Below are 12,112 nucleotides of genomic sequence, written 5' to 3'. Positions count from 1 at the left end.
GCTCAGCAATGAGCCTCTTTTATTTTATGACACAGCAAGCCTTTAACTTTGATGCGTTAACGCCTGATTTTATGTGGTATGCCCTCGAAAGCATTGGTATTCGAGCGGAATCTGGATTTCTGGCTCTTAACAGCTATGAAAACCGCGTCTACCAATTTACCGATGAAGAGCGCCAACGTTATGTGGTTAAGTTTTACCGCCCTGAGCGTTGGAGTTTAGAACAAATCCAAGAGGAACATGACTTTACCCTTGAACTGATCGAGTCTGAGATACCCGTTGCTCCACCTACAATCATTAACGGGCAAACTCTCCACCAGTATCAAGGCTATCTGTTTGCCCTATTTGCAAGTGTTGGCGGGCGCCAGTTTGAAGTCGATAACCTAGAGCAACTCGAAGGAGTTGGGCGCTTTTTGGGTCGCATTCATAAAGTTGGCTCAAAGCAAGTATTCCAACACCGCCCTACCATCGGGCTCGAAGAATACGTCTATCAGCCGCGCAAGTTGCTAGAACACTCTCAGTTTATACCAATGCATCTCGAAAATGCGTTCTTTAACGATCTCGACCTGCTGATCAAATCTCTAGAAAACCACTGGGGTGACTCAACCAGCCTGATTCGTTTGCATGGTGACTGCCATCCAGGAAATATTCTTTGGCGCGATGGCCCGATGTTTGTTGACCTAGATGATTCTCGTAACGGTCCTGCTATTCAGGACTTGTGGATGCTGCTTAACGGCGAGCGAGCAGATAAGCTGATGCAGTTAGACATTCTGCTAGAGGCTTATCAGGAGTTTAACGACTTCAACAGCAATCAATTGAAACTAATTGAGCCACTGCGCGGTCTACGTATGGTGCACTATATGGCATGGTTAGCAAAAAGGTGGCAAGATCCTGCTTTTCCTCTCGCTTTTCCTTGGTTCAATGATCCAAAATACTGGGAGAGTCAGGTACTTGCTTTTAAAGAGCAGATTTCTGCACTGGATGAGCCACCACTTTCACTTATGCCACAGTGGTAAGAAAATCGACAACATGGAGTCAAGAATGAAAAAGCTGTTTGCACTAGTTGCCACACTGATGTTGAGCCTATCTGCTCACGCTGCGCAGTTCAACCAAGGTGAGCACTACAAGGTGCTGGATTTAGAAGCCTCAAAGAAACCAACTGTAACGGAGTTTTTCTCTTTCTACTGCCCACACTGTCACTCGTTCGAGCCTATCATTCAGCAGCTAAAAACTAAGCTACCTAAAGATGCCAAGTTCCAGAAAAATCATGTTTCTTTTATGGGCGGCAACATGGGTGAGTCGATGAGCAAAGCTTACGCAACCATGATTGTGCTGAAAGTAGAAGACAAGATGACACCCGTGCTATTTAACCGCATCCACAACATGCGCAAAGCACCTAAGAATGATGAAGAACTGCGTCAGATCTTCTTGGATGAAGGCGTCGATGCGAAGAAGTTCGACGCGGCCTTTAACGGTTTTGCGGTAGATTCAATGGTTCGTCGCTTCGACAAACAGTTTAAAAACAGCGGTCTATCAGGTGTTCCAGCGGTTATTGTTAACAACAAGTACTTAGTTGAAGCAGGCTCAATCACCTCTCTGGATGAGTACTTTGCCTTAGTCAATTACTTACTAACGCTAAAATAGTCACCAAGTAAAAAGGGAGCAAACGCTCCCTTTTTTATTCTTTAAATTTAATCACTTATCTTGGTGTACTTGCTGTAGCAATTCATCTTTCTGTTGCCAAACATCACCTAGCCACTGCTGAAACTGGCGCTTGTATGGCTTATCATTAAAGTAATCGCCTCGCACTTGCTCATCCACAGGCAAGACTTTAGTGCGAACAACGATCTTGGTCATACGGCCCATCAGAGCATCTTTAAACGGTTTTTGTGTATTATCAGGATACGCTAACGTGACATCAATAATACTCTCAAACTGATCGCCCATCGCTGCTAGCGTATAGGCTATCCCACCCGTTTTAGGCTGCAGAAGATATTGATAACCCGCTTTGCTTTTACGCTGCTTGTCTTGGGTAAAGCGCGTCCCTTCCACATAGTTCACAACCGTTGTAGGGGTGTGCTTGAACTTAGCACATGAACGACGAGTGGTTGCCAAATCCTGCCCACGTTTCTCCGGATGACGAATCAGATATTCGCGTGAATAGCGGCGCATAAATGGCATATCGAGAGCCCAACAAGCCATACCGATGAAAGGTACATAGAGCAGTTGCTGCTTAAGAAAAAATTTTGGCATCGGAATGCGATCTTTGAACACGCAGCACAGTACAACAATATCTGTCCAGCTAAGGTGGTTACTGATCATCAAGTACCAGCCATCTTTTTTCAGTTCGTCACCGCCTTGAATATCCCACTCAATTCGGTTCGAAACGTTAAGAATGGCAGAGTTGATTGTTGCCCAAAGCCACATAATCTTATTGGCAAGCTGAGTGCCCTTTGCTTTAAGTGCAGCACTTGGCAAAACAAACTTAAAAACGGCCACAACGCAGATCGCTATCGAGCAGACTGCAGAGTTTAAGATGACCAAACTAACATTCAGAACAAGGAGTAAATGTGCCAACATACGCTTAATAAGTGAGATTTAATGAAAAATTTATAAACATTCATTTATGAATAATAAAACAGCGTGTAATTATACAAGCCATTGGAAAGTTTGAAACTAATCTAACTATGGTCAGAGTTGTTAGAGCACACTTCGACCTCAAGGCAATCAGTCACTAGGTTTACACCATGGAGAACCCGTAATGACCACAAAACCAACCCTTATTGCGCTTGCTGTACTGAGCACAGCACCAGCAATGGCCCAGCTCTCTGATTCAGCGGGGATCAGCGGCGAAGTCTCACTCAGTGCCGGTTATACCTCTTCAACCTCTAATTTTAATACCGACACTAACGCGACCATTACGGACAATACGCAGAAAGGTCAAAGTGATAGCAGTGTCTTAGCGCTGCCGCTAGGTAGCATTGCTTATACGTTTGGTAGTCAACTCGACAAGCAGTTCTATGCGGGTACATCTCGTGAAGATATTGCCATTGGTACCTTAGCGTTAGAGTTAGGCTATAAGCAACAATTGGCCAATGGAACAGTGATTGATGCCTCTTTCCTACCGACCATTATGTCTGGCGAGACTTGGGCCGATCCTTTCCTAGAAGGAAGCGCGCGCTCCGTCACCGACGAAAAAGGTAACGCGTACCGACTTAAATTTAGCAATATTGCTAACTCTGGTTTTAGTCTAGATACTGCATACGCGGTTAAAGATATTGAGAATGAACAGTCTGGTCAGACGCGTTCAGTGAGTGATCAACAGTTACTGCGACGTGACGCGACATCGATCTATGTAAAAGGTAGTTATCGCATTCCCGTCGACCGTACTATGTTCTTAGTGCCATCACTGACTTACATAAAAACGGATGCCGACGGCGATGCGAATTCTCTCACCTCTTGGGGCGGCGAGCTTTCGCTGTTTAAAGTCATCAATCGCCATCAATTCGCGCTTACCGCGAGTTACACCAGCAAAGGTTATGATGCGTCACACCCTGTCTACAACAAGGTTCGTGACGATGACGAGTTAAGTCTCTTTGCTGCCTATGAGTATCAGCAGTTTATGGGTTGGCAAGATTGGTCTCTTATCTCTTTTGCTGGTTACGGCCAAACCGATTCAAACATCGATTTCTACGATGAAGACCAGATGATCTTCTCTGTCGGTGTTAACTACCAGTTCTAACTTTACTAGCCCGCAAATGCGGGCTTTTTTACACCGCCTGCGCGGTCAACTGCCGCAACAAGCGATCCATCGCTCGGTAGCCTAGTGCTTCGGCAAGATGATTGCGCTCAATATGGCTTGCCCCCTCTAAGTCAGCAATGGTACGTGCGACCTTGATAATCCGATGGTAAGCGCGAATCGACAGCCCCAGTCGATGCAATGCGGTTTCCAAGAACTGGGCATCTTGTTTATGCAAAGGGCAGTAGCGCTCAATTTCTCGACTGCCTAACAAGGCGTTCACCTTACTCGCTCGCGACAACATCTTCTCACGCGCTATCAATACTCTATCTCGCACAATCTGGGTCGATTCACCTCTTTCGCCCCCTTCCGCTAACGTCCCCTTTGGCAAAGCAGGGATTTCCAGAGACATATCAAAGCGATCAAGTAATGGGCCAGATAAGCGGCTTAAGTAACGTAGAATAGTTTGCGGATTGGCTCGTGATTGGTTGCCTTCGTAGTATCCAGTGGGGCTTGGGTTTAATGCCCCAACGAGCTGAAATCTCGCAGGAAAGCGGGTCTTGCCTTGGGCTCGTGAGATAATAATCTCCCCTGACTCTAATGGTTCCCGTAATGAATCGAGTACTTTGCGCTCGAATTCTGGCATCTCATCAAGAAACAACAGCCCATTGTGCGCCAAAGAGATCTCTCCCGGCCTAGGGATAGAGCCTCCTCCCACCAGTGCCGCCATCGAGCTTGAGTGATGCGGAGCGCGAAAAGGACGCTGCTTCCAATTGTGGGCATTGATTTCTTGTTGGGTTAATGAAGCTACTGAAGCCGATTCAAGTGCCTCACTATCTGACATATCGGGCAGCAAGTCGCATAAACGCGAAGCCAACATAGTTTTTCCTGTCCCCGGCGGGCCAAGAAACAACAAGTTGTGATTGCCTGCGGCAGCAATCTCTAAAGCGCGCTTGCCTTGCTGCTGCCCGATTATATCTTGCAGATCTCTCTGGCTACTCGGTGCTGCACAAACTTGCGCGGTTTGATGTAGTGAGAGCTTTTGTTGTCCACAAAGGTCGGCACACACTTCAAGTAAGCTTTGCGCCGATTTATGTCTTTCAGCACCAACTAAAGCCGCCTGATCACCATTGCTATGGGGGACCACTAAACTGCGCTCAACTCGATTGGCAGCCAATGCCGCGGGTAACACACCTTTCACCCTTCTTAGCTCTCCAGATAAAGCAAGCTCGCCAATAAACTCTTGATTATTTAGTTCATTAACAGGAATCTGCTCCGACGCCGCTAAAATACCTAATGCAATCGGCAGATCGAATCGACCACCTTCTTTAGGTAAATCAGCAGGCGCGAGATTGACTGTGATTCGCTTAGCTGGAAATTCAAAACGCGAATTGATGATCGCACTGCGCACTCTGTCGCGAGACTCTTTAACCGTAGTTTCAGGTAGCCCAACCAAACAAAATCCCGGCATACCATTACTAATATGTACTTCTACCGTCACTGTTGGTGCCTCTACCCCGACGCAAGCTCGGCTGTGAATGATCGCTAATCCCATACCAAGCTCACTTGTTGTCTGACCATTATTTATCCCCCTGATAGTTCGTCTATTTTGTTATCAAGGTTGTTATATAGCTTGGCGAGATGCTGAAAGAATGTGAAAAAAGAATGAGTTTTTGCTTGTCATGCGGCGGAATTGTATGTTACCACTAGAGACGCAAACAATTTCGTGCCCATATAGGCACAGATAACTAAAGAAATAATAAATGAACTTCAACGCCCGCATTAACGCACTGATTGCCCTGATTATCGTGGTCATTATTGATTCCGCGCGGGGTAGAGTGGGCGAAAGATAACCACAGATTCAAAAAAACCCCCGCACTGAAAAGTCCGGGGGTTTTTTTACAATTAGTACGCTGAAAATTTGGCAGACATAAATTAAAGCTCAGAAAAACAAGAGCCGTAGGAAGAATGGGAGCGCACATGACGTGCAACACAACACAACATCAAGCAATGCATAAAGGGGGCTCACAATGACAGGTGCCGAGTTAGTCGTTGCCGCCCTAAAGCAGCAAGGCATTAAAACCGTATTTGGTTACCCAGGTGGGGCCATCATGCCAATCTATGATGCCCTCTATGATGGTGGCGTCGAACATATCCTTTGCCGACATGAACAAGGTGCAGCGATGGCCGCGATTGGTATGGCTCGCTCAACTCAAGACGTCGCAGTCTGTATGGCAACATCAGGACCAGGGGCAACCAACCTAGTTACTGGTCTCGCTGATGCCTTTATGGATTCAATTCCACTGGTTGCGATCACAGGTCAGGTTGCCAGCTCTCATATCGGTACTGACGCGTTCCAAGAAATCGATGTGATCGGTATGTCACTCGCGTGTACTAAACACAGCTATCTAGTAACGGATATCAATGAACTGGCACCAACACTTGCTGAAGCCTTTGAAGTGGCAAAAACAGGTCGCCCAGGCCCAGTAATCGTTGATATCGCCAAAGATGTTCAACTAGGCCAAGCACCAGTAAACCTTCTTCCTCCTTTTTCTCCACCAGCAATGCCTGTGGCAAGCCAAGAGGCTATAACCCAAGCACAAGAGCTGCTTTCTCAAAGCTCTCGTCCGGTACTTTATGTCGGTGGTGGTGTTCAGCTTGGTCACGCAACGGACTCGGTACGAGAGTTCCTACGTTTAAATCCAATGCCTTCTGTTAGCACCCTAAAAGGGCTAGGTACGATTGAACGACATGATCCTCACTATCTAGGTATGCTTGGCATGCACGGTACTAAAGCGGCCAACCTAGTTGTACAAGAGTGTGACCTATTGATTGCTGTTGGCGCCCGCTTTGATGACCGAGTGACTGGCAAGCTAGATACCTTTGCGCCAAATGCTAAGGTGATTCACATTGATATTGATGCTGCAGAGATTCACAAACTGCGCCAAGCCAATGCGCCAGTACGTGGTGAGATCCCAGCCGTTCTTCCTCAACTAGAGCTAACTCAAGACATCACGCCTTGGGTTAAGCATAGTGAAAGTCTACGTAGTGGCTTCAAGTGGCGCTACGACCACCCAGGCGATCTTATCTACGCTCCAGGGTTACTGAAGCAGCTATCTGATCTTATGCCGGACACTTCGATTGTTTCTACCGATGTGGGCCAGCACCAGATGTGGGCAGCCCAGCACATCCAACCGCGCGAGCCACAAAACTTCATCACATCAGCAGGCCTAGGCACTATGGGCTTTGGTCTTCCTGCAGCGATGGGAGCAGCGGTTGCTCGACCTGATGATCAGTCTATTCTTATCACAGGTGATGGCTCATTTATGATGAACATCCAAGAGCTAGGCACACTGAAGCGTCGTCAGATTCCGGTAAAAGTCGTTTTACTCGATAACCAGCGTTTAGGCATGGTTCGCCAATGGCAATCGCTGTTCTTTGATGGTCGCCACAGTGAAACCATTCTTGATGACAACCCGGACTTTGTGATGCTAGCAAAAGCCTTTGATATTCCGGGTAAAGTGATCACTAAAAAAGAAGAAGTTGAGCCAGCTCTTAAAGAAATGCTAGAAAGTAAAACCTCATACTTACTTCATGTTTTAATCGACGAAGAAGAAAACGTATGGCCACTTGTACCACCAGGTGCATCAAACAATGACATGCTGGAGAACACCTAACATGGAAAGATATCTAATCGACATTAAAGCGGATGATAAACCTGTACTGTTAGAACGCGTTCTTCGTGTGGTACGCCACCGTGGTTTTATTGTTAAGCAGGTTGCTGGCACGCAAAACCACGAGAGCAAAGTCGCTAGCGTTGAAATCATCGTCGACAGTGATCGTCCTATTTCATTTCTCACCAATCAAATCGAGAAGCTTTGGGATGTACGCACTGTTGAAGTCACGCAAATTGCGAGTGACGAACTCCCAAATAACAACCTACAACAAAAGATTTGTGCATAAGGAAGGCAATAATGGCTACAAAAACAGCAGACTACATTTGGTTTAACGGTGAAATGGTTCCTTGGGCAGAAGCAAATGTGCATGTGTTAACTCACGCTATGCACTACGGTACTTCAGTATTTGAAGGCGTGCGCTGCTACAACACACCTAAAGGCCCAATTGTCTTCCGCCATTTAGAGCATGCAAAACGTCTTAAAGATTCAGCAAAAATCTACCGCTTCCCTATTCCATACTCTGTTGAAGAGATCATGGAAGCGACGCGCGAAACGCTGCGTCAAAACAAACTTGATAGTGCTTACATTCGTCCACTAGGTTTCGTCGGCAACGTAGGTCTAGGTGTCTGCCCACCAGTAGGCACTGAAATGGATCTGATCATTGCGGCTTTCCCTTGGGGTTCATACCTAGGTGAAGAAGCACTAGAGAAAGGTGTCGATGCGATGATCTCTAGCTGGAACCGTGCAGCGCCAAACACAATCCCAACAGCGGCAAAAGCTGGTGGTAACTACCTATCTTCACTACTTGTAGGTGGTGAAGCTCGTCGTCACGGCTACGATGAAGGTATTGCACTCAGTGTCGATGGTTACCTATCTGAAGGTGCTGGCGAAAACATCTTTGTGATTAAAGATGGTGTTATCACTACGCCACCAGCAACCAGCGCAATCTTGCCGGGTATCACTCGCGATTCAATTATGACTATCGCTCGTGATCGCGGTTATGAAGTGCGTGAAGCAAACATTGCGCGTGAAGCGCTTTACCTAGCAGACGAAGTCTTTATGACAGGTACAGCAGCAGAGGTCGTTCCTGTTGCAACTATCGATAAGATTGAAGTCGGCAGCGGTAAACGTGGCCCAATCACCAAAGAGCTCCAAGAAGCTTACTTCGGCCTATTTAATGGCACCACAGAAGATAAATGGGGTTGGCTAGATTACGTTTACCCACAAGACGCAGACAAAGCTTAAAAAGCACCGGCAAATATAGGAAGTAACACAATGCCAAAATATAGATCAGCAACCACAACACACGGACGCAATATGGCCGGTGCGCGCGCCTTATGGCGTGCTACGGGCGTTAAAGACGAAGATTTCGGTAAACCTATCATCGCGGTAGTTAACTCGTTTACCCAATTTGTACCAGGCCACGTGCACTTAAAAGACATGGGTCAGTTGGTAGCGCGTGAGATTGAAAAAGCGGGCGGTATCGCCAAAGAATTCAACACCATTGCTGTCGACGACGGTATCGCAATGGGCCACGGCGGTATGCTTTATTCGCTACCATCACGTGAGCTGATTGCCGACTCGGTTGAGTACATGGTTAATGCCCACTGTGCTGATGCCATGGTATGTATCTCTAACTGTGACAAAATCACCCCGGGGATGCTAATGGCGTCAATGCGCCTCAATATCCCGGTTATCTTTGTTTCTGGTGGTCCAATGGAAGCGGGTAAAACCAAGCTTTCTGATCAAATCATCAAGCTAGACTTGGTTGATGCGATGATCCAAGGCGCTGACCCGAAAGTGTCAGACGAGCAGAGTGAGCAGATCGAACGTAGTGCATGTCCAACGTGTGGTTCATGTTCAGGTATGTTTACTGCTAACTCAATGAACTGTCTCACCGAAGCGCTGGGTCTTTCTCAGCCTGGTAACGGTTCAATGCTAGCCACTCACGCTGACCGTGAACAGCTATTCCTTAATGCGGGCCGTCGCATTGTTGAACTGACGCGTCGTTACTACGAGCAAGATGACGAATCTGCACTACCACGCAACATCGCGACCTTTGATGCGTTTGAGAACGCAATGGCACTCGATATTGCAATGGGTGGTTCAACCAACACTATCCTGCACCTGCTAGCAGCAGCACAAGAAGGTGAAGTGGATTTCGATATGGAAGATATCGATCGTCTATCTCGTCAAGTTCCACACCTATGTAAAGTAGCACCTTCGACTCAGAAATATCATATGGAAGATGTACACCGCGCAGGTGGTGTAATGGCAATTCTTGGTGAACTTGACCGCGCTGGTCTGCTACACAACCAAGCTCGCACCGTTCTTGGTCTTTCAATGAAAGAGCAGCTCGCCAAATACGACATCATCCAAACTGAAGATGAAGAAGTATTGAAGTTCTTCCGCGCAGGTCCTGCAGGTATTCGTACCACTCAAGCCTTCTCACAAGATTGTCGTTGGGATCGTCTTGATGACGACCGCGCTGAAGGTTGTATCCGCACCAAAGACAACGCCTTTAGTCAAGAGGGTGGTCTGGCTGTTCTTTCTGGCAACATCGCCTTAGATGGCTGTATCGTTAAGACAGCCGGTGTGGATGAGAGCATCCATAAATTCACTGGCCCTGCGGTAGTGTTTGAAAGCCAAGAAGATGCGGTTGAAGGCATCCTTGGTGGCAAAGTGAAAGCAGGCGATGTGGTTGTTATCCGTTACGAAGGTCCTAAGGGTGGTCCGGGCATGCAAGAGATGCTCTATCCAACGACTTACCTAAAGTCTATGGGACTAGGTAAAGAGTGTGCCCTACTGACAGATGGTCGCTTCTCTGGCGGTACATCTGGTTTATCTATCGGTCACGCGTCTCCAGAAGCAGCTAACGGCGGTGCAATCGGCTTGGTGAAACAAGGCGATATGATCGCTATTGATATTCCAAACCGTTCAATTTCTTTACAAGTTTCAGATCAAGAACTTGCTGAGCGCCGTGCAAAACAAGATGAGTTAGGTTGGAAGCCAGTCGACCGTCAACGTGAAGTTTCATTTGCACTAAAAGCGTACGCAAGTATGGCGACCAGTGCTGACAAAGGTGCAGTACGAGACAAATCTAAGCTAGAGGACTAGCTTATGAGTGACTCAATACTTTCAGGGCAAGAACCTCAAACTGGCGCAGACTACCTGCGCCAGATCTTACGAGCGCCTGTTTATGAAGTGGCGACAGTAACACCACTTCAGGAAATGCCTCGCCTTGCTGCGCGTATTGGTAATAACGTGCAAATCAAACGGGAAGACCGCCAGCCGGTACACTCGTTTAAACTGCGCGGCGCATACAACATGGTTGCAAGCCTAAACGATGAGCAAAAAGCGGCGGGAGTAATTGCAGCATCCGCAGGTAACCATGCTCAAGGTATGGCGCTTTCTGGGACTAAGCTAGGTATCAAGACCACTATCGTGATGCCAAAAACCACGCCAGACATTAAAGTCGAAGCGGTACGTGGTTTTGGCGGTAACGTAGTGCTGCACGGCAGTAACTTTGACGAGGCAAAAGCCGAAGCAGTGCGTCTATCAGCTGAGCATGGCTATACTTTTGTACCACCATTCGATCACCCGCTAGTGATTGCCGGTCAGGGTACGATTGGTATGGAGATGCTGCAGCAAAATGGTCACCTCGACTACATCTTCGTTCCCGTTGGCGGTGGTGGTCTGGCGGCAGGCGTCGCAGTATTAGTTAAGCAACTGATGCCTGAAATCAAAGTGATTGCGGTTGAACCAGAAGACTCTTCTTGTTTGAAAGCAGCTTTAGACGCAGGTGAACCAGTGGTGCTCGATCAAGTCAGCATGTTTGCTGATGGCGTCGCCGTAAAACGCATTGGTGATGAGACTTTCCGCCTTTGTCAGAAATACATTGATGGTCATATCTCAGTATCCAGTGATGAAATCTGCGCGGCTGTGAAGGATATCTTTGAAGACACACGTGCGATTGCCGAACCTTCTGGCGCAGTAGCTTTAGCGGGCCTGAAGAAATTTGCCGAGCAAAACGGGCTGCAAGATAAAAACCTAGGTACGGTTCTTTCGGGTGCCAACACTAACTTCCACGGTCTACGTTACGTCTCTGAGCGCTGTGAACTGGGTGAGAAACGTGAAGGTCTATTGGCGGTAACCATCCCTGAACGTCAGGGGGCTTTTTTCGAGTTCTGTAACTTGATTGGCGGCCGTGCCGTGACTGAGTTTAACTACCGTTACAACGATGACGCGTTAGCCAATATCTTTGTTGGTGTTCGTCTGCAAGACGGGCAAGAAGAGCTGGATAACATCATTCATGACTTGCGTGATGGTGGCTACCCTGTGGTCGATCTTTCTGACGACGAAATGGCTAAGCTGCACGTGCGCTATATGATTGGTGGTAAACCTTCTAAACCACTTAAAGAACGTTTGTATAGCTTTGAGTTTCCAGAATACCCTGGTGCACTATTGAAGTTTTTGAGCACACTGGGAACCCACTGGAATATCAGCTTATTCAACTATCGTAACCATGGTGCTGACTATGGCCGCGTTCTGTGTGGCTTTGAGTTAGATGAATCGGATTTATCACGCTTCTCTGCTCACCTACGCGAACTGGGTTACCAATGCAAGGATGAAACCGACAACCCGTCGTACAAATTCTTCCTCTCTTAAATACCTAAGCCCTTAATCCTCGCGATTAGGG

At 47.3% G+C, this 12,112-nt stretch carries 10 protein-coding genes; 8 read left to right on the top strand and 2 right to left on the bottom strand.

Going from position 1 to position 12,112, the window contains the following annotated elements:
- The first annotated feature begins 26 nt into the window (after positions 1–26).
- Positions 27–1,013 carry a serine/threonine protein kinase gene (locus tag LYZ37_RS00125; protein WP_272787178.1) on the top strand — a complete coding sequence of 329 codons (987 nt, stop codon included), beginning with the start codon at positions 27–29 and terminating at the stop codon, positions 1,011–1,013.
- Positions 1,014–1,038: 25 nt separating this feature from the next.
- Positions 1,039–1,641: a thiol:disulfide interchange protein DsbA/DsbL gene (locus LYZ37_RS00120; RefSeq protein WP_004743618.1), complete on the top strand. Its 603-nt coding sequence runs from the start codon at positions 1,039–1,041 to the stop codon at positions 1,639–1,641.
- Positions 1,642–1,692: 51 nt separating this feature from the next.
- Here LYZ37_RS00120 and LYZ37_RS00115 read toward each other — a convergent pair whose 3' ends face one another.
- Positions 1,693–2,577, bottom strand: a complete 885-nt coding sequence (locus tag LYZ37_RS00115; RefSeq protein WP_272786025.1) for an acyltransferase — start codon at positions 2,575–2,577, stop codon at positions 1,693–1,695.
- A 181-nt stretch (positions 2,578–2,758) separates the two neighbouring features.
- Here LYZ37_RS00115 and LYZ37_RS00110 point away from each other — a divergent pair, with 181 nt between their 5' ends.
- The gene (locus LYZ37_RS00110) at positions 2,759–3,739 is read left to right on the top strand and encodes a DUF2860 domain-containing protein (RefSeq protein WP_272786024.1); all 981 of its coding nucleotides are present in this window, start codon (positions 2,759–2,761) and stop codon (positions 3,737–3,739) included.
- Positions 3,740–3,767: 28 nt separating this feature from the next.
- Here the strand turns inward: LYZ37_RS00110 and LYZ37_RS00105 are convergent, their stop codons facing one another.
- Entirely contained in the window at positions 3,768–5,291 is a 1,524-nt protein-coding gene (locus tag LYZ37_RS00105; protein WP_272786023.1) for a YifB family Mg chelatase-like AAA ATPase, read from the bottom strand.
- Between the two features lie 475 nt (positions 5,292–5,766).
- Here LYZ37_RS00105 and ilvG point away from each other — a divergent pair, with 475 nt between their 5' ends.
- The 5 genes from ilvG to ilvA are packed head-to-tail and all read left to right on the top strand — an operon-like array spanning position 5,767 to position 12,081.
- Positions 5,767–7,413 carry an acetolactate synthase 2 catalytic subunit gene (gene ilvG / locus LYZ37_RS00100; protein WP_171325401.1) on the top strand — a complete coding sequence of 549 codons (1,647 nt, stop codon included), beginning with the start codon at positions 5,767–5,769 and terminating at the stop codon, positions 7,411–7,413.
- Between the two features lies 1 nt (position 7,414).
- Entirely contained in the window at positions 7,415–7,699 is a 285-nt protein-coding gene (gene ilvM / locus LYZ37_RS00095) for an acetolactate synthase 2 small subunit (protein WP_004743613.1), read from the top strand.
- Between the two features lie 11 nt (positions 7,700–7,710).
- The gene (gene ilvE / locus LYZ37_RS00090) at positions 7,711–8,658 is read left to right on the top strand and encodes a branched-chain-amino-acid transaminase (RefSeq protein WP_004743612.1); all 948 of its coding nucleotides are present in this window, start codon (positions 7,711–7,713) and stop codon (positions 8,656–8,658) included.
- Positions 8,659–8,688: 30 nt separating this feature from the next.
- Positions 8,689–10,530, top strand: coding sequence for a dihydroxy-acid dehydratase (gene ilvD, locus LYZ37_RS00085; protein WP_171325405.1), 1,842 nt, complete (start codon positions 8,689–8,691; stop codon positions 10,528–10,530).
- A 3-nt stretch (positions 10,531–10,533) separates the two neighbouring features.
- Positions 10,534–12,081, top strand: a complete 1,548-nt coding sequence (gene ilvA, locus LYZ37_RS00080) for a threonine ammonia-lyase, biosynthetic (RefSeq protein WP_272786022.1) — start codon at positions 10,534–10,536, stop codon at positions 12,079–12,081.
- Positions 12,082–12,112 lie beyond the last annotated feature (31 nt).

Source organism: Vibrio tubiashii (assembly GCF_028551255.1).
In the GTDB taxonomy this organism is placed as follows: domain Bacteria; phylum Pseudomonadota; class Gammaproteobacteria; order Enterobacterales; family Vibrionaceae; genus Vibrio; species Vibrio tubiashii_B.
The sequence above is the reverse complement of the archived record's forward strand: the minus strand, read 5'-3'. Positions and strand labels throughout refer to the sequence as shown.

What these genes read in the sequence shown, in the direction of transcription:
- LYZ37_RS00125 (WP_272787178.1), top strand. Translation starts at nt 27, where the DNA reads ATGACACAGCAAGCCTTTAACTTTGATGCGTTAACGCCTGATTTTATG.
- LYZ37_RS00120 (WP_004743618.1), top strand. Translation starts at nt 1,039, where the DNA reads ATGAAAAAGCTGTTTGCACTAGTTGCCACACTGATGTTGAGCCTATCT.
- LYZ37_RS00115 (WP_272786025.1), bottom strand. Translation starts at nt 2,577, where the DNA reads ATGTTGGCACATTTACTCCTTGTTCTGAATGTTAGTTTGGTCATCTTA.
- LYZ37_RS00110 (WP_272786024.1), top strand. Translation starts at nt 2,759, where the DNA reads ATGACCACAAAACCAACCCTTATTGCGCTTGCTGTACTGAGCACAGCA.
- LYZ37_RS00105 (WP_272786023.1), bottom strand. Translation starts at nt 5,291, where the DNA reads ATGGGATTAGCGATCATTCACAGCCGAGCTTGCGTCGGGGTAGAGGCA.
- ilvG (WP_171325401.1), top strand. Translation starts at nt 5,767, where the DNA reads ATGACAGGTGCCGAGTTAGTCGTTGCCGCCCTAAAGCAGCAAGGCATT.
- ilvM (WP_004743613.1), top strand. Translation starts at nt 7,415, where the DNA reads ATGGAAAGATATCTAATCGACATTAAAGCGGATGATAAACCTGTACTG.
- ilvE (WP_004743612.1), top strand. Translation starts at nt 7,711, where the DNA reads ATGGCTACAAAAACAGCAGACTACATTTGGTTTAACGGTGAAATGGTT.
- ilvD (WP_171325405.1), top strand. Translation starts at nt 8,689, where the DNA reads ATGCCAAAATATAGATCAGCAACCACAACACACGGACGCAATATGGCC.
- ilvA (WP_272786022.1), top strand. Translation starts at nt 10,534, where the DNA reads ATGAGTGACTCAATACTTTCAGGGCAAGAACCTCAAACTGGCGCAGAC.